Annotated in this window: 21 protein-coding genes; 15 read left to right on the top strand and 6 right to left on the bottom strand. The window is 37.8% G+C overall.

All coding sequences use genetic code 11. The features are described from left to right. Positions 1-25 precede the first annotated feature (25 nt). Both HWQ42_RS04925 and HWQ42_RS04920 read right to left on the bottom strand, forming a co-directional pair. Positions 26-277 carry a hypothetical protein gene (locus HWQ42_RS04925; RefSeq protein ID WP_292809831.1) on the bottom strand — a complete coding sequence of 84 codons (252 nt, stop codon included), beginning with the start codon at positions 275-277 and terminating at the stop codon, positions 26-28. 29 nt (positions 278-306) lie between these two features. Beyond that, positions 307-786: a hypothetical protein gene (locus HWQ42_RS04920; RefSeq protein WP_292809829.1), complete on the bottom strand. Its 480-nt coding sequence runs from the start codon at positions 784-786 to the stop codon at positions 307-309. Between the two features lie 1,373 nt (positions 787-2,159). Between HWQ42_RS04920 and gvpA (HWQ42_RS04915) the strand changes: the two genes are divergently transcribed. From gvpA (HWQ42_RS04915) to HWQ42_RS04875, 9 genes are all read left to right on the top strand, one after another. Next, positions 2,160-2,375 carry a gas vesicle structural protein GvpA gene (gvpA, locus tag HWQ42_RS04915; RefSeq protein WP_015080752.1) on the top strand — a complete coding sequence of 72 codons (216 nt, stop codon included), beginning with the start codon at positions 2,160-2,162 and terminating at the stop codon, positions 2,373-2,375. A 105-nt stretch (positions 2,376-2,480) separates the two neighbouring features. Beyond that, on the top strand, positions 2,481-2,696 hold the full coding sequence (gvpA, locus tag HWQ42_RS04910) for a gas vesicle structural protein GvpA (protein WP_015080752.1): 216 nt from the start codon (positions 2,481-2,483) through the stop codon (positions 2,694-2,696). Positions 2,697-2,801: 105 nt separating this feature from the next. Next, the gene (gene gvpA, locus HWQ42_RS04905; protein WP_015080752.1) at positions 2,802-3,017 is read left to right on the top strand and encodes a gas vesicle structural protein GvpA; all 216 of its coding nucleotides are present in this window, start codon (positions 2,802-2,804) and stop codon (positions 3,015-3,017) included. Between the two features lie 330 nt (positions 3,018-3,347). Further along, positions 3,348-4,172: a gas vesicle protein GvpC gene (gene gvpC, locus HWQ42_RS04900; RefSeq protein WP_292809827.1), complete on the top strand. Its 825-nt coding sequence runs from the start codon at positions 3,348-3,350 to the stop codon at positions 4,170-4,172. 402 nt (positions 4,173-4,574) lie between these two features. Then, positions 4,575-5,825, top strand: coding sequence for a gas vesicle protein GvpN (gvpN, locus tag HWQ42_RS04895; RefSeq protein ID WP_292809825.1), 1,251 nt, complete (start codon positions 4,575-4,577; stop codon positions 5,823-5,825). A gap of 2 nt (positions 5,826-5,827) precedes the next feature. Next, positions 5,828-6,277 (top strand): gas vesicle protein, encoded by a 450-nt coding sequence (locus HWQ42_RS04890; RefSeq protein ID WP_292739050.1) that lies wholly within the window; start codon positions 5,828-5,830, stop codon positions 6,275-6,277. A gap of 95 nt (positions 6,278-6,372) precedes the next feature. Further along, entirely contained in the window at positions 6,373-6,840 is a 468-nt protein-coding gene (locus HWQ42_RS04885; RefSeq protein ID WP_292739299.1) for a gas vesicle protein K, read from the top strand. Positions 6,841-7,013: 173 nt separating this feature from the next. Continuing rightward, positions 7,014-7,751, top strand: a complete 738-nt coding sequence (locus tag HWQ42_RS04880) for a GvpL/GvpF family gas vesicle protein (protein WP_292739048.1) — start codon at positions 7,014-7,016, stop codon at positions 7,749-7,751. Between the two features lie 11 nt (positions 7,752-7,762). Next, the gene (locus tag HWQ42_RS04875; RefSeq protein ID WP_292739046.1) at positions 7,763-8,158 is read left to right on the top strand and encodes a gas vesicle protein GvpG; all 396 of its coding nucleotides are present in this window, start codon (positions 7,763-7,765) and stop codon (positions 8,156-8,158) included. A gap of 231 nt (positions 8,159-8,389) precedes the next feature. Here HWQ42_RS04875 and HWQ42_RS04870 read toward each other — a convergent pair whose 3' ends face one another. Next, entirely contained in the window at positions 8,390-8,704 is a 315-nt protein-coding gene (locus HWQ42_RS04870) for a gas vesicle protein (protein ID WP_292739044.1), read from the bottom strand. A gap of 151 nt (positions 8,705-8,855) precedes the next feature. Between HWQ42_RS04870 and HWQ42_RS04865 the strand changes: the two genes are divergently transcribed. From HWQ42_RS04865 to HWQ42_RS04855, 3 genes are read left to right on the top strand one after another with little or no spacing between them, the layout of a single operon-like run. Next, the gene (locus HWQ42_RS04865; protein ID WP_292809823.1) at positions 8,856-9,539 is read left to right on the top strand and encodes a GvpL/GvpF family gas vesicle protein; all 684 of its coding nucleotides are present in this window, start codon (positions 8,856-8,858) and stop codon (positions 9,537-9,539) included. 36 nt (positions 9,540-9,575) lie between these two features. Next, positions 9,576-11,480, top strand: a complete 1,905-nt coding sequence (locus tag HWQ42_RS04860; protein ID WP_292809821.1) for an ArsA family ATPase — start codon at positions 9,576-9,578, stop codon at positions 11,478-11,480. A 47-nt stretch (positions 11,481-11,527) separates the two neighbouring features. Continuing rightward, the gene (locus tag HWQ42_RS04855) at positions 11,528-13,369 is read left to right on the top strand and encodes an AAA family ATPase (RefSeq protein WP_292809819.1); all 1,842 of its coding nucleotides are present in this window, start codon (positions 11,528-11,530) and stop codon (positions 13,367-13,369) included. Between the two features lie 449 nt (positions 13,370-13,818). Here HWQ42_RS04855 and HWQ42_RS04850 read toward each other — a convergent pair whose 3' ends face one another. Then, a complete protein-coding gene (locus tag HWQ42_RS04850; RefSeq protein ID WP_292809817.1) occupies positions 13,819-18,183 on the bottom strand; it encodes a PAS domain S-box protein in 4,365 nt (1,454 codons plus the stop codon). Between the two features lie 730 nt (positions 18,184-18,913). Between HWQ42_RS04850 and HWQ42_RS04845 the strand changes: the two genes are divergently transcribed. From HWQ42_RS04845 to HWQ42_RS04835, 3 genes are all read left to right on the top strand, one after another. Beyond that, the gene (locus tag HWQ42_RS04845; protein WP_292809815.1) at positions 18,914-19,564 is read left to right on the top strand and encodes a response regulator; all 651 of its coding nucleotides are present in this window, start codon (positions 18,914-18,916) and stop codon (positions 19,562-19,564) included. A gap of 24 nt (positions 19,565-19,588) precedes the next feature. Further along, positions 19,589-20,722: an ATP-binding protein gene (locus HWQ42_RS04840; RefSeq protein WP_292809813.1), complete on the top strand. Its 1,134-nt coding sequence runs from the start codon at positions 19,589-19,591 to the stop codon at positions 20,720-20,722. A 290-nt stretch (positions 20,723-21,012) separates the two neighbouring features. Continuing rightward, positions 21,013-23,346, top strand: coding sequence for an NACHT domain-containing NTPase (locus tag HWQ42_RS04835; protein ID WP_292809811.1), 2,334 nt, complete (start codon positions 21,013-21,015; stop codon positions 23,344-23,346). Between the two features lie 90 nt (positions 23,347-23,436). On the opposite strand, the gene HWQ42_RS04830 is transcribed toward HWQ42_RS04835, so the two are convergent. Both HWQ42_RS04830 and HWQ42_RS04825 read right to left on the bottom strand, forming a co-directional pair. Continuing rightward, entirely contained in the window at positions 23,437-24,747 is a 1,311-nt protein-coding gene (locus HWQ42_RS04830; RefSeq protein ID WP_292809809.1) for an ATP-binding protein, read from the bottom strand. After that, complete coding sequence (locus HWQ42_RS04825) at positions 24,728-25,282, bottom strand: hypothetical protein (RefSeq protein WP_292809807.1); 555 nt, start codon at positions 25,280-25,282, stop codon at positions 24,728-24,730. The genes HWQ42_RS04830 and HWQ42_RS04825 overlap by 20 nt, the downstream gene beginning before the upstream one ends. Between the last annotated feature and the right edge of the window lie 121 nt (positions 25,283-25,403).

Below are 25,403 nucleotides of genomic sequence, written 5' to 3'. Positions count from 1 at the left end.
TTAGGTTTTTATCAGTCAATCATATTTATTCACGCTTTTTGAAGCGCTTTTCTTTACCTAATAGAAAAACTACATAAAATCGCTTCACGAAAAATGGTATAGAAACTCTAATATCAACAACATGACGTTTATAAATACGGTCATTAAATGCTTTTTTTAGCTCAGTTAACTGTGCATTGGTAAAAGTAGCTACTATTTCAGGAGGAATACGAGTAAAAAGCTGTTGCTCGAAAGGGTCTTTTTTGGAAGAGTTTTTCTTTGAATTATTTTGAGACATCTTGCTTTTTACCTGACTAAAACTAAAGTTTAAAAATTAGGACTGTGTTCATAATCCCAGCACTTATCATCACGCCAAACTCTATCAGTGTATTCACATTCTGATTTATCATAAATCCAAGGAATTGATGTAGGGTAAGACAGAGGAGATGTGAGATTCAGAGAAGACAATACAAAGGAAAATATTGTAAAACAACAAATCGATAGAATGATTAAAAATCCTATGACAAACAAGCTATTGCTAAGAGTCCAAAAAGGATATAAACCTTTTTCAGAGCGTAAGCGGTTTTGAGAGCGACGTTCTGAACCTGCTAACAAAACTAGATAAAACCCTAGCCTGGGAATTGGTATTGAAACTCTTATGTCTAAAAAATGACGAGAAGACTTATTATAGCTAAAACCCCTTTTTAGTGCTTCTATTTGCTTATCAGTGAAGGTACTTGCAATTTCTGGATTAATCTGAGAAAAAAGCTGCTCAAAAGTAGGATTAGTGTAATGGGTATTATTCATTTTCTCTGTCTTAACATACATTAATTAATGTTTCGTCACTTGTATCTTTTAATCAGGACATTATGCACAATAAATTCTATTTAAATATAAAGTTATTGCCTCTACCAATAATTCAATATTTTCCAGATTTATTAGCATTCAAGGCAAACATACTATAGCCTGGCTTATGTACCACAAAACTTACAGATAGAACAGTTATAAATATAGTTATTTACCTAATTTGTACATAAAAAAATAAAAGATGAGCGCACTAGTACAACACGGCAGAAATAAACCAATCATTCCAAATCAACGAAACCCCTATGCTGTATTCATTTTTAATTTTTAATTCCGCCTTGCGGTACTAGTGGGAGGTTTTTTGTTTACGCTATCTATAAAATGCCGTTGTCTTTACAGGTCAAAATACTAATAGAGACTACTTGCTAATCCTTGTATGTATACTTAGTTCAACTCAGGTTTAAAATCTTCTTTTAGTTAGTAGATTCGATAAATATCCTGCTTCTATCGAAATACCAATATTCTCTAAAAACTCTAATAGCTTGCTTTGAGTGAAATTACCCCTGTAGTAAAAGCTCATAACTAAGGCTTTTACTGGATTGAACTCTCTGTCGTATCCTGCTGCTAGAGAAGCTAGGTAAGTTTTTCTGCCCTTTGTTGAGTAGTCTTTTTGCTTACAGAACACTACGTTATCAGTTTTCAGTAAGATGTCTTGAACGATTACTTGTTTGTAGCCCTTGAATTGTGAACCGAATAGTAATTTTTCTTCCTACCCCGATTTATCGAAGAGAACAAAGGGATGAGGAGACAAAGAGCTTGCGGCAACGCAATGCGGATTTAAGACCCCTACCACTTACTTTTTGGTGGATTTAAATCAGGTGGGGTTTGAATCTCCATCTGATTTCTCCCCTTGTCTCTTTCTTCAACGAGCAGATACGATTTTTGTTGCAAGATAATTCTTCAAAACATCCTAACTTAATTTTTCAAGATTTTAATAACTGTAATATCACGTAGCTTTAGAAAATAAGGTAAAAAACTTACGGTGTATTTACTTACTAAATCACTTGTCCAATGTAAATCAACATATTGAGTAAAAATAATTTTAAAAAATTACAAATTTAAAAATAATACGTTAAAGATTACAAAACAAACAGAATTAAATATTAAAGCTTACATTCCAATTGAAATTTTATATTAAATCAACATGAATTAAACATCAAAGCTCTCAATTGTTGTTGATTGACTATCTTTTTGCATTTTTTATACAGATAAACTCTTTACATTCTTGAAAACGTATGTTTAATTTGATTCAGTAGAGAGCAAAGGCAAATGCCTAGCTAATACTAAAAATCAACAATGAGTTAAGGTCTAATATCATGGCAGTCGAAAAAACTAATTCTTCTTCAAGTTTGGCAGAAGTTATTGACCGTATCTTGGATAAAGGTATCGTTATAGATGCTTGGGTACGTGTTTCCCTAGTTGGTATTGAATTACTTGCAATCGAAGCTCGGATCGTCATTGCTTCTGTTGAAACCTACTTGAAATATGCAGAAGCTGTAGGCTTAACACAGTCAGCCGCTGTACCTGCTTAATTATTAAGTAGATTCTAGAATATCGAAATTACCTACTAGGTAATTATGATATTCTACTTCCGACCAGATAAATATCAACACAACACTGAGTTAAGGTCTAAAATCATGGCAGTCGAAAAAACCAATTCTTCTTCAAGTTTGGCAGAAGTTATTGACCGTATCTTGGATAAAGGTATCGTTATAGATGCTTGGGTACGTGTTTCCCTAGTTGGTATTGAATTACTTGCAATCGAAGCTCGGATCGTCATTGCTTCTGTTGAAACCTACTTGAAATATGCAGAAGCTGTAGGCTTAACACAGTCAGCCGCTGTACCTGCTTAATTATTAAGTAGATTCTAGAATATCGAAATTACCTACTAGGTAATTATGATATTCTACTTCCGACCAGATAAATATCAACACAACACTGAGTTAAGGTCTAAAATCATGGCAGTCGAAAAAACCAATTCTTCTTCAAGTTTGGCAGAAGTTATTGACCGTATCTTGGATAAAGGTATCGTTATAGATGCTTGGGTACGTGTTTCCCTAGTTGGTATTGAATTACTTGCAATCGAAGCTCGGATCGTCATTGCTTCTGTTGAAACCTACTTGAAATATGCAGAAGCTGTAGGCTTAACACAGTCAGCCGCTGTACCTGCTTAGTTATTAAGTAGATACAATCAAATTAGAATTACTAAAACTATTTCTTTGTGAAGTCAGCTGTGGCAAATTTCCTGGATAACTGATCTCCTTGGGTTCTTTTCTTTACAGTTCGTTTTCATTTATTGCAAATCAGCCTATCTTCATAGAGACTTGGTAGAAGTAATTCTGATTGGTATTCTGTTCTTCGTCGATTATCTTGATACTTCTCAATCAAGATTTATCAAAGGATAAAATGCCAAGAGCAGATATTGTTTGAGCTACATTATCTGGATATTAAGTGTCCATTTAATGTAGTTTATTCCCGATTTTAATAATATTGCGGAGAATCTCATGACGGCTTTAATGGAAAAAATCCGGCAAGAGCATAAGTCGATAGCTGAGGAAGTATCCCAACTATTTAGAGAGACTCATGAATTCTTGTCCGCTACAACAGCAAACAGAGAAGAGCAAGCCAAAAAGCAAGCCCAATATCTGCATCAGTTCCACCAAAACCTACAGCAAACAAACCGCGAGTTTCTCACAGAAACTACTAAAGAAAGGCTTGCTGAAGCTCAAGCTCTCCACCAAGAACTTGAGCAAACAAACCGCGAGTTTCTCACAGAAGCTAATAAAGAAAGGTTTGCTCAAGCTCAAGCTCAAGCAAAGTCTTTGCATGAGTTCTACCAAGAACTTAAGCAAACAACCCACGAATTTCTCACAGAAACTAATAAAGAAAGGCTTGCTCAAGCTCAAGCTCTCCACCAAGAACTTGAGCAAACAAACCGCGAGTTTCTCACAGAAGCTAATAAAGAAAGGTTTGCTCAAGCTCAAGCTCAAGCAAAGTCTTTGCATGAGTTCTACCAAGAACTTAAGCAAACAACCCACGAATTTCTCACAGAAACTAATAAAGAAAGGCTTGCTCAAGCTCAAGCTCTCCACCAAGAACTTGAGCAAACAAACCGCGAGTTTCTCACAGAAGCTACTAAAGAAAGGTTTGCTCAAGCTCAAGCTCAAGCAAAGTTTTTGCAGGAGTTCTACCAAGAACTTGAGCAAACAACCCACGAATTTCTAGCAGAAACAGCAAAGAACAGAACTGAGCAAGCCAAAGCACAAAAGCAATATCTGCATCAATTTCGTCAGGATTTGTTTGTGAGCATTTTTGGCACGCATATTTAGTCATTAGTCAACGCTCTGACCAAGGGAGTTAATACCCTTTCTCTAAATTACAGTTCATTCTCCTTTCCTCCTTGCTCTAGATTTATTTTAGAGAATTGGTAATCTGTTGGCTGACTAGATTAAATAGTAAAACCCCCTAATCTTGCAGTTAAATAACTGGTCAGAAAAGGGGGCGAATTCAACAATGAGTTTTAGTGTAAAAGTTTAGATATTCTATTCTATCTATTAATTTAGTGTTACTGAGTTATCAAGTCTTAAAGTTTTGCTTGAGCTTGGTTTTTGGAATTAACAAGCATTAACTTTTGGCTTGCTAATCTGTTTAACTAGAATAGCATATCAAGTTCCAAATTGCAACATTCTGAGTTTTTTGTCTCGAAAAGCTATTTTTCATCATCGTAATCTATGACTATCACTGCAAATAACAACAAAAGAGCTGTTCTTCGTGTCCGTCCAGGGCAATTTGTCATCACACCAGCGATTGAGCAGGTAGTAATTCGGGCGTTGCGTTATCTCGCATCAGGCTTTGCAATTCACTTACGTGGCCCAGCAGGTACTGGGAAAACAACCTTAGCCATGCACCTGGCTAACTGTCTTGATAGACCAATCATGTTAATTTTCGGAGATGATGAATTTAAAAGTTCTGATTTGATTGGTAGTGAATCGGGTTACACCCATAAAAAGTTACTGGACAACTACATTCACAGCGTTCTCAAAGTCGAAGACGAATTTAAACAAAATTGGGTTGATTCTAGACTAACTCTAGCTTGTCGAGAAGGCTTAACCTTGGTCTATGACGAATTTAACCGTTCACGACCAGAAGTGAATAACGTCTTGCTCTCTGCTTTAGAAGAAAAAATTCTGACTCTTCCTCCCAGTAGTAATCAGCCAGAATATCTGCATGTTCATCCCCAATTTCGGGCTATTTTCACCTCCAACCCAGAAGAGTATTACGGAGTCCATGCGACTCAGGATGCTTTAATCGATCGGTTGGTCACTATTAATATGCCAGAACCGGATGAGCTAACTCAAACCGAGATATTAGCTAATAAAACAGGCATCAATAGACCAGATGCTCACTTAATTGTGCAGTTGGTTAAAGCATTTCGCTTACGTACAGGTGGCGAGAAGACATCAGGATTGCGGTCTTGTTTGGTGATTGCTAAGGTATGTGCGGAACACAATATTTTGGTATCACTAGAAAATTCTGATTTTCGGGAAATTTGTGCAGATGTGCTGTTCAACCGCACTAAGTTGTCTGCTAGCGAAGCCACAACGATTTTCCTAGAATTACTGAACCACGTAAGAGTACTGGCAGTAGAGGAATCGCACAATAGTATCACAGCAGAGGATACAGATGCGATTCGTACAGAAGAGAGCGAAGTGATCGATGAAGGCGGATTTCCAACCATCATCGATTCTAATTTTAGCGATCTTCATCCAGAAGACCCAGAACACCCAGTTGTAGATCACCCTGTTCCCTTCGAGAAGGAAATTTATCAATACCTACAACAGCGCAAAAGTGCAGCATTAGTTGTGATTCAAAAAGAATTCAACCTCAACCGGATCTCAGCAACTAATGCTCTCAATGCTTTAGAGCAAAAAAGCTTAGTGAGTAAGAACAATCGTTTATATACCATTGAAGAGCCGAATTAATTGTGACTACTACCCCACTACACCCAACACGCCCTCAAGTTAACTCAAATAGAGTAGTTCCTACATCTACGCAAGGCTCCACCTTAGCAGATATTCTCGAAAGAGTTTTAGATAAAGGAATTGTGATTGCTGGTGACATTTCTATATCTATTGCCTCAACTGAACTAATACATATTCGGATTCGTCTGTTAATTTCTTCAGTTGATAAAGCTCGTGAGATGGGTATAAATTGGTGGGAAAGTGACCCATATCTCAGTACCAAAGCTCAACGTTTAGTTGAAGAAAACCAACAACTTCAACAACGGCTAGAAAGTCTAGAATCACAGCTACGTATACTCACATCTGCAAATGTGAAAGATGAAGCTACATTCGCAGCCAAGAATCAAGACGATCTCCAGCCCATATACGAAGTAAATGGCCAATTGGAAAAGGATTCCCAAGTTGAGGCTTAATCAGTTTTTGGAAATGTCAAAGCAATCCATGTCCAATTTATACCAAGATTAAGTCGAATTCAATACTTTTAGAAAAGGTAGATAGCATCATGGCAATGGTTTTTACTCCCTCTGAAAAGTCTCCTGATTTGCTACCTACCACTTCTAAAGCTAACAGCAAAGCAGGTTTAGCTCCTTTACTTTTGACTGTAGTGGAACTAGTACGCCAGCTGATGGAAGCACAAGTAATTCGGCGTATGGAACAAAACTCTCTCAGCGAATCTGATTTAGAACGAGCAGGCGAAAGTTTGCAAAAGCTAGAAGAACAAGTTTTAAACTTGTGTGAGATTTTTGAGATTGAACCAGCAGACTTGAATATACATTTAGGAGAAGTTGGTAGTCTTTTGCCATCACCCGGATCTTATTATCCAGGTGAGATTGGGAATCAGCCTTCTATACTGGAACTACTAGACCGTCTTTTAAATACCGGAATTGTTGTGGACGGTGAAGTAGATTTAGGTATAGCTCAACTCAATCTCATTCATCTTAAGTTGCGGTTAGTTTTAACCTCAAGGCCGTTGTAATTACAAATAAGACTTACACAACTGGCACACTATAACAAGAATAGAGGTGGTTAATAGTCCACAATCAAAAGTTAAATCAAGTTGGACTATTGACTCTTGATATCCTCATCAATAAATCTCTAACACTTGCGTAAATTTTGATAATTACTTTAGTTTGAGCATTCTTTAGCATTATGACATTTGGTCTTTACGTATACGGGATTTTTCCTGAGCCAATTCCAGAAACAGTTGCTATTAAAGGATTGGATTCTCAACCTGTCTATAGTCAAGTAATCGATGGATTTACTTTTTTATATTCAGAGGCACAACAAGAAAAGTATTTAGCTTCTCGACGCAATTTAATTAACCACGAAAAGGTTCTAGAACAAGCTATGCAAGCTGGATTTAGAACCTTACTGCCTTTACGTTTTGGATTAGTTGTGAAAAATTGGGAAACAGTATCTACACAACTACTTCAACCATATAAAGAGCAGTTACAAGAGCTATTCCAAAAATTAGCTGGGCGCCGAGAGGTCAGCGTTAAGATTTTTTGGGACAGTAAGTATGAATTAGAGGCCTTGATGGAGTCTCATAAAGACTTGAAAAAAAAGCGAGACCAAATGGAAGGAAAGGCATTAAGTATGGAGGAGGTGATTCACATTGGACAATTAATTGAAAATAATTTAGCAAGTCGCAAGGAATCAATCATTCAAGTGTTTTTTGATGAGTTAAAACCATTGGCAGATGAGATGATCGAAAATGCTCCAATGACAGAAGACATGATTTATAACGCTGCCTTTTTGATTCCTTGGGAACAAGAAACTATATTTAGCGAACAAGTCGAAGCGATTGATCAAAAATTTGGTGAACGTTTACGCATTCGCTACAACAACTTTACTGCACCTTATACTTTTGCTCAAATTGCTTCATAGGAGTCAAGATTATGCTAGGGAAAATCTTACTATTACCAGTCATGGGGCCAATTAGTGGACTTATGTGGATTGGAGAACAAATTCAAGAACGTACTAATACTGAATTTGATGCTCAAGAAAATCTCCATAAACAATTATTGAGTCTGCAATTAAAGTTTGATATGGGCGATTTTTCTGAAGAAGAATTTGATGCCCAAGAAGAAGAACTTCTCTTGAAAATTCAAGCTTTGGAATTGGAAGAAGAGTCTCGCCTGGCTCTAGAAGCTGAAGATGAAGAAGATGAATATGAAGATTATTCAGTGCAATCTGAGTTTATAGATGTATCTGAAGAGAATGAAGTTTACCAAGAGAAAGACGTATTTGTAAAAGAATACGAAGATAATGAAAATCTAGTTTTATCACCATAATAACTAGTCATCATGATCTGTATATACTTATAACGGATGAAAAAGCTAGAGGCTAAAGGTAATAAATTAGTTTTTGGTTAAGCACTGGATACTAAGCTTCTGACTACAAAAGTTAATTTATTTACCTCTAGCTAGTTAATCTAGAAAATTAAACAATTAATAACCCGCTTTCGCGGGTTAGTTGTTTACTTTTTGTTCTTACTTTCAACTAATTTGGCAAGGCTTGAGAGCTTAGTATTCAATATCAAAAGCCTTGTAGTTATTAGTTTCAAAGAAGATTTTTGGACGCGCTACTGGAGGAACTCTTAACTCAGAACCACGTAAATGCTTAATATTCTTGTCTGTCGCATCTATCTGGCTTTGGAGTGTAGATAAATCTTTTGTAAGTAGCACTTTTCGCTGCTCAATAAAAACTAACTCTTGCTTAATCCTTTGTTTTTCTGTGATTAGCTTATAAAGCTCTAATTGATTAGATGCCTCAGATTGATTACGAGGCATTGTGCTAATTTTTGGTCTGGTTATTCCTTGGCTACGTATTCTTCTCATGGTGTTAACCTGTATATTTGATAGCATTATAACTAAGATTTTAAGAATGTAAATAGTTTTATAAAAATCAGCATTTTTTTTATTTATATGCCAAGATGATTGTTTTAGTTACTGTGGATTAAATTGCCTAGTTTTTTATCTGGTTAAAATCATGCGATCGCAGAATTTCTACACTTACGCATTTTTCAATACTCATGATTTACCTGTGGATTTGCCATCTGGCAATCTGGGTGAATTATTCTTAATTAATGGCAAGAATATTTCAGCTGTTGTAGAACCTGGAATATCTTTAGAATCAAGCCAAAATGACGATGAGCAAGTCATAAAAATGGTTTTAGCCCACGATCGCGTTATCTGTGAGCTATCTCGTCAGATGACAGTTTTACCTTTGCGTTTTGGCACTTATTTTCTTTCTGAAGATACATTGCTAAACCATATAGAATCCCATGCTCAGGAATATCAAGATAAACTAAATAACATTCAAGGAAAAAACGAATACACTTTAAAGGTCATGCCCCAAAAAGTTGAAGAACTTGCCAAGGCATCTGGGACAAATGGCAGAGATTATTTTTTAGCCAAGAAACAATACTATGAACAGCAGAAAAGCTTTTTTGCTGCCCAAAATGAGGAAAAATCTTATCTAATTAATTTAATTACAGAAACTTATCAATCATCTGCGATCGTTCAAGATCATGCAGAAGAAGTACGGTTTCATCTTTTAGTCGATCGCCAGAATAAAGCTTTACTTTTAGAACAAGTATTAAGCTTGCAACAAAAATGCCCTCATTGGACTTTAATCTTGGGAGAACCTCTTCCTCCTTATCACTTTATTTAATTATTACTCACAAGTTTTTTCAGGGATTTTTTAATTATGAACTACTATGATTCGTTGCATCTACTTATGTTTAGTGGCAAGGGTGGAGTTGGTAAAACTACCATTTCTTGCAGTTTTGCACGTTATTGGGCGCGAAAGTTCCCTCAAGAAAAAATTCTGTTAATTTCTACAGATCCTGCACATTCTTTAGGTGATGTATTGCAATCAGAAGTTAAAGATATTGCTTTACCATTAACAGATTTACCTAACTTGAGTGTTCAAGCGCTGGATGCTCAAAAACTATTATTGGCATTTAAAGCCAAATATAGCCACTTTTTAGAAATGCTGGTAGAGCGTGGCAGTTTAGCTGATGGAGGCGATTTAGCACCGGTATGGGATTTAAACTGGCCTGGCTTAAATGAATTAATGGGATTGCTAGAAATTGAACGTTTACTGTCTGAAAAAAAGGTAGATCGTGTAGTTATAGACATGGCTCCTTCTGGACATACCTTAAATTTATTAGGCTTAAAAGATTTTTTAGATGTTATTTTAAATTCCTTAGAATTGTTTCAAGAAAAACATCGGGTAATCACTAAAAGTTTTAAAGGCAGTTATACGGCTGATGAAGTCGATAACTTTTTAGTAGACATGAAAACCGAATTAGCAGAAGGCAGACGCTTACTGCAAGATGAAAAATTTACAGGTTGTTTGGTGGTAGGTATTTCTGAACCCATGTGTTTTTTAGAAACTGAGCGGTTTTTAAATAGTTTAGAAACTTTAGAAGTTCCTTATGCCGGATTATTCATCAATCGAATTTTGCTAAATTCGGAGCTAGAGCCAGATCGTTATGCTGAACAGCAAAATCTCCTGAAAAAATACTTAGAACTTAGCCCTAATCACCCTGTTTTTATCTTACCGCAGCAGAGGGTAGAACCCTTGGGCGACGTGGCTTTAGATTCTCTAGCAGCCCAAATTAAACAAATAGAAAGTGTTGAACTTGCTCTACCACCACTGATTCAATGGCCTGCTAAAGTTTTACCTAGCTTCCATGATTTTCTCAATGAAGGATGCAAATTAATTATTGTTGGTGGTAAAGGAGGTGTAGGTAAAACGACAGTAGCAGCCGCTATCGCTTGGGCTTCTTCCCAACAACATCCAGATAAAAATATTCGGGTCATTTCTATAGACCCAGCGCATTCTTTAGGAGATGCTTTTGGGAAAAAATTAGGACATGAGCCTATATCTTTAGCATCTAATTTGACTGGCCAAGAAATTGATGCTCATCAAGTTTTAGAAAAGTTCCGCGTAGATTATCTTTGGGAATTAGCGGATATGATTAGTGGTGAAGGTTCGCAAACAGATACAACATATAATGTTGCTTATGTTCCAGAGGCATGGCGGCAGATTATGTCTCAAGCTTTACCAGGTATTGATGAGATGCTAGCCCTAATTACTGTGATGGATTTATTGGACAGTAAGCAGCAAGATTTAGTTATTTTAGATACAGCACCAACTGGTCATCTTCTCCAATTTTTAGAAATGCCATCGGCTTTAGGTGATTGGTTATCTTGGATATTTAAATTGTGGATAAAATATCAAGATGTTTTGGGTAGAGTTGATTTTATTGGACGCTTACGACATTTACGCCAACAAGTTGTACAAGCGCAAAAGAATTTAAAAAATCCCCAACATACTCAATTCATTGGTGTAATTCAGTCGGAAGTGGCAATCATATCTGAACATATACGTTTAACAGAGTCTCTAAAAAATATGGATGTTAATCAGCGTTATGTAGTTCAGAATCGTTACAGTCGAGAGGTAGAAATTGATGGCAGTCTCTTTCCAGAACAAACTATGATTCGGCTACCTGGTTTACCCCGTTCTGTGGAGCCTATGGCCCGGATTCAGGGAGCGGCAAATCTTTTATTTGAAGTTGAGGAATTAACTAAAAATAAAATATAAATGTGACAAAAGCAAAGTAAATTTTTCAAGATTCTTGGAGTTATTGTATGGCTGATTTATTTAAGGGATTTGAACAGTTCATTGAATTAGTTAAGACTTTAGAAGAAAAAGTAGAAAAGGGAGAAATTAAGACGGATTTCCAGATTAACTCCCGTTCTATGAGCAATATTCCTCGGTCTGGGAATATGCCGCGTCCTAATAATATGGCTAACGATATTGGTACAAGCCGTATCCACACCCAACCCTCTCCTAATTCTGATGCAGGGAATGGAGCTACACCTGACATAGTTGCACCACCTGATGCCCCTTCTGGTAATGCTTTGAAAGATATCGGAGGACTTAATGAGATTCTCAAAGAACTCAAAGAACTCATCGCTATTCCCTTAAAACGCCCTGATTTGCTAGCTAAACTGGGGCTAGAACCAACCAGGGGTGTACTTTTAGTTGGCCCTCCTGGTACTGGTAAAACCCTGACTGCGCGTGCTTTAGCTGAAGAACTTGGCGTTAATTACATTGCTATTGTGGGGCCGGAAATCATCGGCAAATACTACGGTGAAGCCGAGCAAAGACTGCGCGGCATCTTTGAGAAAGCTGCTAAGAATGCTCCCTGTATTATCTTCATTGATGAAATCGATAGCCTAGCTCCAGACCGCAATTCTGTAGAAGGTGAAGTGGAAAAACGCGTTGTGGCTCAACTGTTGGGTCTGATGGATGGTTTTTCTCACAGTCCAGGTGTGATTGTTCTGGCTGCGACGAACCGCCCCGACCATCTTGACCCAGCTTTGCGTCGTCCTGGACGATTTGACCGCGAAGTGCAGTTTCGGATTCCAGATGCTAAAGGACGCAGAGATATTCTGGAAATTCTCACCCGTGCGATGCCTTTGGATGAGACGGTTGATTTGGACTTCATCGCCGAAGGGGCTGTGGGATTTGTGGGAGCTGATTTGAAAGCCGTTTGTCAAAAAGCTGCTTACACAGCTTTGCGCCGTCAAGTTTCTTCGATTGAGGGACAAATTCCCGAAAATATGACGGTTAACCAAGCTGACTTTTTACAAGCACTCAAAGAAATTAAGCCGGCTGTGTTGCGGAGTGTGGAAGTGGAAGTTCCACATATCGCCTGGGAAGATATTGGCGGTTTGGATAAGATTAAGGAAACCCTACGAGAATCAGTGGAAGGAGCGCTTCTCTATCCAGAACTTTACCTGCAAACTAAAGCACTAGCGCCCAAGGGAATCTTATTGTGGGGACCACCGGGAACAGGTAAAACTTTATTAGCCAAAGCTGTTGCTTCCCAAGCTAGGGCGAATTTTATTGGTGTCAATGGCCCGGAACTACTCACCCGTTGGGTAGGTGCGAGTGAACAGGCAGTGCGGGAATTATTTGCTAAGGCGCGTCAGGCAGAGCCTTGTGTAATATTTATTGATGAAATTGATACTTTAGCCCCAGCACGCGGCAGTTACAATGGTGATTCGGGAGTGAGCGATCGCGTAGTCGGTCAATTACTGACTGAGTTGGATGGTATAGAAGTGGGAAGCACTATCTTGGTGATTGGGGCGACGAATCGACCTGATGCCCTTGACCCAGCTTTGTTACGAGCTGGACGCTTGGATTTACAGATGAAGGTAGATTTACCAGATTTAGCTAGTCGCTTGGCAATTCTGCAAGTCCATAGTCAAGGACGACCCCTGGAAGATGTGGATTTAGACTATTGGGCAGAGATGAGCAAAGACTGGAATGGTGCAGATTTAACTTTACTGTGCAATCAAGCGGCGGTAGAAGCAATTCGGCGTTTCCGCTCTCAAGGATTGACAGAGCCTTCTGATATCAGGATTACTACTGATGATTTCAATTATGCTTATCAAGTTCTAACTCAACAGCGTCCAGATTAATTTTTTGGCAATCCGTCAAAAAGGTGCAGGGTTTCATACTTAAGAGTTAAAAGGAAAAAAGTAAATAGACCATGCGGTAGGGGCGCAAGGCCTTGTACCCCTACGACAGGTGTGGTTCCAATACTTGTCGGGTTTTGAGGAAAAGGGGAAAGAATAAACCTTTAACCCAAACCCAGTAACCTTTTCCCCAAACCAAATTCCAGTTTAAAATCCAAAACCCGAGCAGTATTGATTGGGCGTGGTTCAAATAGATGAAAACTGCTGTAAGATCCCCCCGCCTGCGAGGGGATCTTCAGAATATTAAAACGTTAACCGAACTGTATTGAGAGAAAAGAAGTGCATATTTGCATTCACTCCTGATACCAATTCACGAAAATCTTGATACAAATAAAGCATCCAAAATAAAATCCCAACCTGTAATAGAAGCAACAATTGATGTATTGAGTGTTTCAAGACGATTGGGGGAAGTACATGTAGAAGCTAGTACCGCGATCGCACTCTAAAAAAATATTGCCTTTTAGCTGTTTGACTAGGTTTTTCACAATTCTTAACCCTAAAGAGTCGTTATTTTCCCAATCTAATGTTTCGAGAATGCCAACACCAGTATCTTTAACTGCTAAAATTAATTGATTTTCTGAGGATTGTTCCAGAGAAATTGTAATCTTTCCTTTCTTTTGTTCGGGAAATGCATATTTTAGACAATTAGAAACCAATTCGTTAATTATCAATCCGCAGGGAATTGCTGTATCAAGGGGCAATTTGATGCCATTCATTTCTATATTAGGAACAATATCTTTTTGACTGATTCCATAGGAGCGAAATAAGCTATCTGTCAGACTTTTGATGTAGTTGTCAAAGTTGATTTCATAAATATCTGCTGACTGATACAGTTGCTCGTGAATCAAAGCCATTGATTGTACACGATCTTGAGACTCTTTAAATAGCATCAAAGTTGTTTCATCACCAGAGCGTCTAGATTGCATCCTCAGCAAACTGGAGATAATTTGCAGGTTGTTTTTTACCCGATGGTGAATTTCTTTAAGTAAGGTTTCTTTTTCTTCTAGCGATCGCTGAATTTGTTCTACTGCTTTTTTGCGCTCGCTAATATCAGACAATCGCACCAAATTAACAGCCTTACCTGCTACGGTAATTTGTTGAGCTGCTAAATTTCCCCAAAAGAAATTACCTTTGCGGCTAGCATATTCGATTTCCCGACTCCACCAAGATTTGTGATTCACTTCCTGTACAATCTCATCCAATTCTTGAGGAGTAAATTCGTAACGTTGTAGTGTATTCCCCTGAATATTCATTAATTCTTCCTTTTCTGAAACCTCAAACAACTCAACTGCACGGCGATTGCAATCAAAAATCAATTGGGTATCGCTGTCTACTAAAAAAAGAGCATCGGCTGATTCGTTAAAGATTGCTTCTCGCAAATCACGATGGTGATTAACTTCTGATTCAATTTCTTTGCGAATAGTGATATCTGTCAGAGTTCCTATATAGCCGATAAGCGTGCCACTGGGGTTGGTTTCGGGTACTATCTGCATATAGAACCAGGTGATGCAACCATCTGGACGCAAATATCTGACCTCTTGCCGACAAGTTTCGTGTAGCCTACATCTTTGTTCGCAGGGGTCAGAGCAGTCCATCAACAGGCGATCGCAGTCTTCTAAATGTATATTTTCTAACCAGCCTTTTCCCAATGCTGCTGCTGTTGGTTTACCCATCATCAGACCCCAGCGCTCGTTGACGTAGATACAATTACTATCAGCATCAAGGCGTAAAATAGCAACTGGTGCAGCTTCTGTCAAGGTAGCATAACGGTGTTCACTCTCCCGCAGAGCTAACTCTACTTGTTTGCGATCGGTAATATCATAGTTAATGCCAACCATCCGCTGTGGTTCACCCTGCTCATTGCGTTGGACTAGAGCAGAGGCTTTGATAAAGCGGATACTGCCATCGCTAAGAATAATCCGAAACTCTGTATCAAATTCTTTTACTCCCAGTACAGCTTCTTGAAAAGAAGTTTCTGCTAGAACCAGATCATCTGGATGAAGCCTATTTACCCAGTCTTGATAGACTGCAACTGTATCAGAGCTTTGTAAATCATACAGTTCATACATTCGGTCATCCCATTCCGCATCCTGGATCATATCCCAGTCCCAGATACCAATATTGGCTGACTTGAGCGCCAAGGTCAATCGATCTGAAAGGTTGCGTAGTTGTTCTTCAGTTTGCTTACGTTTGGTGATATCAAGGATAGTGCCAATTAATTGACATGGTTGACGATTAATATCTAAGATGAATTCGCCTTGTGATAGTAAATAACCTAAACTTCCATCCGCACGATAAAAACGATACTCTATTTCATAAGGCTGCCCCCGTTCCATTGCTTGTAGCAAAACAAAATCACGGCGATCGCGATCGTCTGGATGAATACAATGGAGCATTTCGTTGTAGCTTGGTGTACCAGACTCAGGATTACGACCAAATATGCGAAATACCTCTTCTGACCAGATTAATTGTTGCGTTTGTAAGTCCATTTCCCAACTACCCAAATTCGCAATCCGTTGTGCAGATGCGAGGTTAGCCGCATTTTTGCGGAGTTGAGCTTCAATTTGTTTTTGCTGGGTGATATCTTTGGCAATCCCCACACCGCCGATAATTTGTCCTTCCAGATTACACAGGGGTTTAACCGATAAAGCAACAGGGAAGCGCGAACCGTCTTTACGAATGAAAGTCCATTCTACCTCGCAACTATCTTGCTGGATTTTCACCATAGATAAATCTCCAAAGGGAATTTCCCTGCCCATCTCCCGCGAGAGTACATCTGTCCGTTGTTTGAGTTCCTCTGGGTCGTGAAAAGTGTTTGGTGTTAACTTACCAATAACCTCATCGGCTGTATAACCCAGCATCTTCTGGGCAGCCAGGTTAAAAGTTTGAATTATTCCCTCGGAATTGGTAGAAACGATCGCATAATCTATGCTAGCCAAAATAGACTGTTTTAATCTGGTAACGGCTAATAATGCTGCTTCCGTCTGCTTCCGTCTGGTAATATCCGTTGCCGAGCCACTCATACGAATGGCATTGCTGAATTCATCCCACAATGCCTGACCCCGGTCTAATATCCATATATAAGAGCCATCTTTGCATTTTATCTGGTATTCTTCTTGGAAAAAGGGTGTTTTATGGGCTAAATGGTCAGCCAGCACCTTCATAACGCGATCGCGATCGTCGAGATGAATTCGGCTTGACCATGCTTCAAAATTGTGGATAAGTTCATTCTCAGCGAAGCCCAGCATTTCTTCCCAACGAGCCGAAAAGAAAACTTGACTAGTTTTGATGTTCCAGTCCCAGATACCATCATTGCTGCCTCGTAGTGCCAAATACCAACGTTCTTCACTTTCCCGTAAAGCCGCCGTGCGTTCTTCAACTCTGGCTTCGAGTTCTAGATTGAGTTGTTGCAATGTCCGTTCTGCAAGAATTTTATCGCTAATATCTACACACGAGCTGATGTAGCCAAGAAACTCTCCTTCACTGGTGAAACGAGGAGTGCCTGTATCCAAAATCCAACGATATTCTCCATCAAAGCGTTTGAGGCGATATTCCATTTGAAAATTTTCGCGGGCATCAAAGGCATTGACATAAGTATCTAAACAATCTTGCAATTCATCAGGATGTATTCCTTGCGCCCAGCCATCGTCTACCTCTGCTTCTAAGGTTTTACCAGTAAATTCCAACCAGGTTTTATTGAAGTATTGACAAGCTTTATCTAATCCAGCCATCCAAATCAGCACCGGAGCAGTATCAGCCATCTGGCGAAAGCGTTGTTCGCTCTCTCGGAGGGCTGCTTCTACCCGTTTTCGTTCTTGTAGTTCTGCCTGTGCTTGCTGATATGTACTCGCTTGCTGAATGGCGATGGCTATTTGCACGGCCAACTGATCCAACAAGTCCAATTCAAATGACCGCCAATGACGGGGTACAGTACATTGGTGGGCAATTAATAATCCCCATAATTTATTTGTCACCAGAATAGGTACTATCAGACAGGCTTTGACTTGAAATTGCTCTAGTAGCTGCAAATGACAAGGCGTTAAGCCTGCCTGATTTATATCGTCAATCGCCCGTTTTTTTCCTTTGTGATAGTCTGCTCCGGCACCCTTTTTAAAGCAGTTATCTTGAATTTGCGCTCCCATAGCCACTGTCCAACCCGGAAGTATGGACTCCGCCACTATAGTCCCGCTCATATCAGGCTGAAATTGATAGATCACTACCCTGTCTGTCTGAAGAAACTGGCGCACTTCTGCGGCTGTAACAGTCAAAATTTCTTCTAGATCGAGGGACTGACGAATCCGTAAAGCGATCGCCGCCATCAGTTGTTGTTGTTGCCGACTTTGTTCTAACTGTCGGGTCAGCAGCATCAGTTCCACTGCATGATGAATGGCACTTTGCAAGATTTCCGGTGTCAGATAATTTTTCACCAAATAATCCTGAGCGCCTTTTTTCATGGCACGGACAGCGATTGTTTCGTCCCCTTGTCCTGTGAGCATGATGACGGCAGATTGGCTATTATTCAGGTTTTCTCTCAGGTTTTGCAGAAACCCTAATCCATTGTCATCGGGCAATAAATAATCCAGCAAAATCACATCTGGTATCTGTTGCTGACACCATGTCATCGCCTGTTTTGCTGTCTGAAATTCCAAAATATTATGTGTATACAATCTATCCTGTTGCAAATACTGATGATATATCTCCCGATCTTCGGCACAATCATCAATTACTAGGATGGTTAGGTGGGAACGATGACTCATAAATCACACATATAAACGCGATCGCATTTCATCAAAAAATTGAAATTCTCTATTTGCCAAATTCAAAAGTTTTCTGATATCGAGTCAACCCTGAATAGGGTATTAAAAACAGAGTAAATAAAATTCCTGAAGTATTAATACTGACACAAGTCTCTATAAAAAAGTTGTATCTCAAGTTTTCAGTACGGTGGATAATATGTACCTTTTTTTACAATTATTCAGAACGTTTGGAAATAAAAATTAAAGTTCTTCAAGCAACTGGGTTGGTTGCTCCATCTGCTTTTTGGATAGTGCGCTATTTCGCTAAAGGAAAAATAAACGCTCACTAATACTATAAACTACAAATATTTCAAGCGATTTTCCCCACCCAAACAAAAGGGAAGTATACTAAATGCAAGCATCTTGGAAAAGCTACTAGTAAAGCTTACCTCATGGCAGTTGAGCAAGTAACTACGAAAACCAAGATTCAAGGACTGTAACAATCTGTAGATACTTTAGTACAAGGATTAGGGTATTTAATAGAAGAAGGTGAAAAATATAAACAAGATTAATTATTTGTGTTCGTGAATATTATGACTTTGTTGGCAAAAGTTGGCAAAATATAATTTAACAATTGGACTGCCAATCAAAAACCGTTTCTTTGAAAAATGTTGGGTTTGGATTTAACTTCGTTCTACCTAACCTAGTAAATAATCAGAGTTTCAGTAATTCTCTAACAAAGTCATATTATTTGCAAACAACTATTTTTTTCCCAAGTCAAAATACTAAAACAGTTAATACATCTCAAGTAATGACAAAAATCTTAGTAATTGAAGATCAGGAAGATATCCGTAGCGTTATTGTAGAAATGCTGACTGCCGAAAATTTCTATGTTATGGATGCAGAGAACGGACAAGTTGGCATTCAATTACTACAAGCAGAAATTCCAGATTTGATTATCTGCGACATTACAATGCCTAAGTTAGATGGATATGAAGTTGTTAGTTGGTCTCGTGAAAATCCAGAAACTGAAGCAATTCCTTTCATATTTCTGACAGCTAAAGCTTCTCAAAGTGATATTCGCCAAGGCATAGAATTAGGTGCAGATGATTATCTAATTAAGCCGTTTACAAGAGCAGATTTACTGGGGGCAATAACAGCGAGATTTGAAAAGCAAGAAATAATTAATAGACAAACTCAAAGAAAAATAAGCAAATATTACAACTACATTACTCAATCAACTAGCAATGAGTTATGTAATCCTCTTCAGGAAATTATGTCTATTTCCAAGAAGCTGATAGATAACTATGACTTAATGGATAAAGATGAAATACTAAAAAATCTCAAAGAAATTTCTAGTTTAAGCGAAAGATTACAGGAAAAAAATCCAAATAAATTATGAATACACTCAACCATAAAATTAATTATGAATCCTATCAAAATTTTAATAGTTGAAGATGAGCAGTTAGTTGCTGATGACCTGAGAGAAACTCTAGAATACTTGGGGTATAAGGTCCCTGCCTTAGTTGCATCAGGAGAAGAAGCTATTTTAATAGCAGAAACTTTGCAGCCTGACTTAGTACTAATGGACATCAGGCTAGAGGGCGAAATGGATGGAATAGAAGCCTCTTTAGAAATCCAGTCTCGCTTTAATTTGCCTGTAGTTTACTTAACTGCTAATGCCGATCGAGCGACATTAGATCGAGCGAAGATTTCCCAACCTTTTGGTTATATCTTAAAACCATTTGATGAAAGAATACTAGCTACCACAATTGAGATTGCTCTTTCCCGACACCAAGCAGAGATTGGAGTTAAGAAAGCGCTGGTTGCTGCCAAAACTAGTCAGCAAATTGCTGAGTCCAAAAGCCAGATAAAATCTCAGCACTTTTATATGGCAGCACATGAATTTCGTAACCGCTTGACTACAATTCAGCTTAGTACTGAAATGCTGAAGGCCTATGGCGATCGGATGTCAGAGCAAAGAAAACAAAATCATATCAATGGCATTGATTCTGCCACGCATAGCTTGACAAATCTTTTAGAGAATATACTCACACTAGGTAGATCCGAATCTAACAGTTTTGTATTTAACCCCATACCAATAGATGTGGTAACTTTCTGTGCAGAAATAGCCGAATCTTTACGGTTGACACTTAAAGAGCAGTATGAAATTAGCTTTTTGGCAGATGCCGAAAGTTGTATTGCCTGTTTAGATGAACAGCTACTATGGCATTTACTAAATAACTTACTTTCCAATGCAATAAAGTACTCTTCAAAAGGTAGTACAGTCTCGTTATCGCTAACTTGCCAAGAGAATAGTGTGTGTTTTCAAGTAACAGACCAAGGAATAGGGATTCCAGCAGAATCTCAAGCTAAACTATTTGAACCTTTTCAACGTGCTAGCAATGTTGCTACAATTCCAGGTTCAGGATTAGGGCTAGCAATTGTTAAGCGATGTGTGGATCTGCACAAAGGTAAAATATACCTAGATAGTACGCTAGGTAAAGGAACAAGTTTTCTAGTTAGACTTCCATTGAAAGTAGATTCTGTATCTGTTTAATTATGATTGATAAATCAATTGATTACTTAACAAAAATTAACTATAAGTTTATTCAATCTTAATTAAGATTACCTGAATTAATAAAAATTAAATGGCATATTTGGAAATTCTGTCTCTCTAGATAAGTTTATCGAACTAAATTTTTCAAAAATTAAACTATATTTCTGTATTTTTATTGACAAAGGGCAACAGTATACACTAGTATAAATAATTCACTTGTCCCTAATTGAAAAAATTGAATACAATTGATGTCAATTAATTATTGAATTGAATAAATTTCTGATATCAGCATGGCTAAACGATCTCTCCAAGCTTCAGATGAAGGTATTAGAAAAGCCAAGCAGGCTTTTAATTATAAAGGTTGGACACAAGAATATCTTGCAAAGCAAGTTGGTTTAGACAGTCGCCAACCAATTTGGAAGTTTTTTACTGGCAAACCTGTTGCCCGCCAAATATTCCATGAAATTTGCTTGAGTCTAGCACTAGAGCCAGAAGATATTATTCAAAGACTGGAATTTGAACCAGATGAAGACTTAGCATCTCAGCAGATACTAGAAAGTAGAAATTCTACCACCATTGACCCTTTAGTCATTAAAATACGTGCTGCTCACTCGGAAAAAATTCAAAACCAATGTGGTACGATGCGGTTGCTAGATGTTGCTCGGACTGTAGAATTAGATGAATTATTTGTTGAAGTAAATGTAGTAGAAGAAATTAACAGTCAAAGATGGTTAGATATTTCAGATTTACAAAAATTTGATAATAAAGTTTTGGATAAATTTGACTCCGAGGAAGTTAGTACTAAGAGGATTGCAGGTTTACAAGCTATTGAGAAATCTTCCAAAGTTATCGTACTTGGAAAGCCAGGAGCAGGAAAAACTACTTTTTTACAATCAATTGCTATCCTTTGTAATCAAGGTAAATTTCAGACTCAAAAGGTTCCCATTTTTATTAGTCTGAAAGATTTTGCCGAAAACATGGATTATGATGATAAAAATTATTTATTAAGCTATTTAATTCAAGAATTTAGCATTTGTAAAATAACTCAACAAGAATTAGAATATCTACTTCATGAAGGTAAAGCTTTAATTTTGCTAGATGGTTTGGATGAAATTGCCGATAAAAATAGTGATAGAATCAATAAAGTAATTAGCAATTTTTTGGATATTTTTTATAAAAATATAGTAATTATTACTTGTCGGATTGCATTTAGACATCAAAAATTTAAAGGGTTTGCCGAAGTAGAAATTGCTGAGTTTACAAAATTACAAATTTCAACTTTTGCTAATAAATGGTTTGCAGCATTTGCTAACAATAATCTCCGATTAAGAAAAACATTAGCGTCTAAATTTATTGATACAATAGCGCTTCCCGAAAATCGGCTGGTTCAAAACCTAGCATCTACACCTCTTTTACTAAATTTGACTTGTTTAGTTTTTCAATATCTAGGCGATTTTCCTACTAAGCGTTCCGAAATTTATCAACAAGGATTAGAGTTATTACTGGTACGTTGGGATGAAGCAAGAGGTATAAAAAGAGATGAAGTTTACCGTAATTTAACTTTAACTCAGAAAATTAAATTGCTTAGTTATATAGCTGCTATTTCTTTTGAAACAGGTGATTACTTTTTTGAAGAAAGCAAAATTTGTCAATTAATAGCTGACTATCTTTATTTGTTACCCAATGCACCGACTGATATAGAAGATTTACAAGTAAATAGTAAAGCTGTACTTCAAGCAATTGAATTACAGCATGGATTATTAGTTGAACAAGCTAGAGGGATTTATTCTTTTTCTCATTTAACATTTCACGAATACTTCACGGCGAGGAACTTTGTTGCTAATGGCGATCAAAAAACATTAGAACAAGTTGTCAATCATTTGTTTGATAAGCGGTGGCGTGAAGTTATTTTGCTTACATCTGAAATGCTCAGATCGTTTGATAACTTATTCCAGTTAATGAAGCAACAAATTGAGAAATTAGCTGTTAGCGATGAAACATTAAAGAGTTTTCTGACTTGGGTAATGCAAAAGTCTTCAACAGTTACCTCAGATTGTCATCCATCTGCTATCCGTGCTTTTTACTTTACCCTCGTCCTCCCTCCTCATTATTTTTTATCGCGTAACCAAACTCTAGCTATATCTTTAGATAACCATCTTGCTGGAAAATTAGCTAATGATTTAGCTTTAGATTTAGCTTTAATCCATATCCTTGCTGTTAGCCTAGCTTTGACTCCAGAGATTTTTTGCAAGCGGATCTCTGCTATGAAATTAGCTCTTGACATTGATTATTTGTTACAAGATCATTCATCTTTATATGAATCTCTGCAAAGCCTCAAAAATGAATTGCCTAGTTCACAACAAGATAGAGAAATATTAAAAACATGGTGGCAATCTAACGGGCAATCATGGACTACACAATTAAACGAAGCGATCGCAATTCACAGACAGATGGGTTATGATTGGCAATTCACTGAGGAACAGTTGCAGTTAATTCAGCAATACTGGGAGGCAAACAGTTTACTAGTATATTGCTTCAGCACTGCTAATAATGTTACTCCTAGCTTACGAGAGATGATTGAAGAAACTTTGATTTTACCACCAGATACACAGCGATCGCACTGATTAGATAAGCTAAAGTTATCTTTTATAATACACATGGAGAATCAAGTTCTTAATTTGGGATAAAGTCGAGCTTAGAAGAGGATTAAGAAACTAAGTTGTAATCGGAATTAAAATTGTAAATTCTGTTTCCTTGCACAGTAGGGAATTGACAGTGATATTGCCACCATGTTTTTTAATAATAGAATAGCTGACGAATAATCCTAAACCTGTACCGCTGCCTACAGGTTTAGTAGTGAAAAATGGTTCAAATATCCGTTCTGGAATATGAACTAGAATAAAACTACCAGTATTAGCGATCGCAATGCGTATTTGCTGAGGATAGATCGCTTCAGTACGAATCTGAATTTGTGGCTGTTTAGTATTTATACCATATTCTCGAATCGCATCAATGGCATTGTTCAGAATATGTAAAAATACTTGATTAAGCTGGGCAGGATAGCAGGTAATAGTTGGGAGATTACCATATTCTTTAATGACTTGTATCTCCGGTTGATGTTCGCCAGCTTGTAAGCGATTTTGCAAAATTAATAGTGTACTTTCAATCCCACTGTGTAAATCTACAGCTTTAATTGGTGCTTCATCTAAGCGAGAAAAGTTACGTAAACTCAAGACAATTTTGCTGATGCGATTGCTCCCCGTTTTGATTGATTGTAAAATTTTAATCGCATCCTGACAGAGAAAATCGACCTCTATTTCTTCACGTTTGGCTTGAATTTTAGAATTAGGTTGAGTAAATTCCTCTTGATAAAGTGCCAGTAAACTCATCAAATCGACGATGTAATTTTCTAGATGATTGAGATTACCATTAATAAAACTAATGGGATTGTTAATTTCATGAACAACTCCTGCCACTAGTTGACCAAGGGATGACATTTTTTCGATATGAATTAATTGTGCCTGGGTTTTTTGCAGATGTTGCAAGGCTTGTTCTAAATCTTGGGCTTTTTGGTTGAGCGCCTGAGTTTTCTGCTCTACTTCTGCTTCCAGGTTTTGAGAATAGTTGGCGACTTGCTGATATAGTCGAGCATTTTCCAAAGAAATGGCAGCTTGGGTGCAAAGGAAGTCGAGAATGAGAATGCGATCGCTAGTAAACACCCCACTGGTAGAGCGATTCTGCAAATACAAAATCCCAATCAAATTTCCTTGATGGAGAATCGGTAAGCATAAAATACTTTGAGGTCGCTGCTGGGTTAAATATTCATCGATTACCGGTAGATCCGTTTTGAGACGATCAATCACCACCATTTCTTGGGTGTTTTTGACATACTGAATTAGCTTCACTGGTATACTGAGATTCTCCTCCATTGGTTCTGAGCAAAGTTGAGTTGTTTCCGATGTGGCAATCGCTGATTGTTCGGAAACAATAGCTAAAGTATGTAAATCAAATTTCCGATGTGCCATTGACGACACGCTCAAAAGCTTGCAACAAAGTATCAACTTCTGATTCTCGTCCATAGAGTTTTTCAGGAATTAAAAACCGATGTCTACGACGGGCTACGCCTACGCAGACATCCCGCTGACCAATTTCAAAATCTTCAATTTTACCAATTTCTTGGAACTGGGCAAGACATTTTTCTAAATCTGATTTTAATCCCAAGGCACTTTGATATCTATCTTCAGCGTTTTTCGCCATCAACTTAATGACAATATCTGGAACTACCTGCGGAATTTCTTTTCTGTTCTCTATCCCCAGTTCCCTATTTCCTAATGCCGTAGGCATTTTCGCCAAATGGCAATGCACCACTTCCATCGGATCGTTACTGTCAAATGGTAATTCTCCTGTTAATAATTCATAAAATGTGACCCCAAGGGAATAAAAATCGCTCCGGTAGTCTATTCCTCGATTCATCCTGCCGGTTTGTTCTGGAGAGATATAAGCCAGAGTTCCTTCCAAAACATTTGGACTTTTAATTTCTTGGTTTTCTTTAGGTAGCAATGACTACACAAATTTTGCATGAATTTTTACCCCCTCAAAAGGAATAGAGTTAACACCCTACATTGGAGGCGATACTTGCATCACCAGGGAAATGGTGTAGTTACTAAAGTTGAAAGTACAG

This window comes from Nostoc sp. JL23 (genome assembly GCF_017115065.1).
In the GTDB taxonomy this organism is placed as follows: domain Bacteria; phylum Cyanobacteriota; class Cyanobacteriia; order Cyanobacteriales; family Nostocaceae; genus Nostoc; species Nostoc punctiforme_A.
The sequence above is the reverse complement of the archived record's forward strand: the minus strand, read 5'-3'. Positions and strand labels throughout refer to the sequence as shown.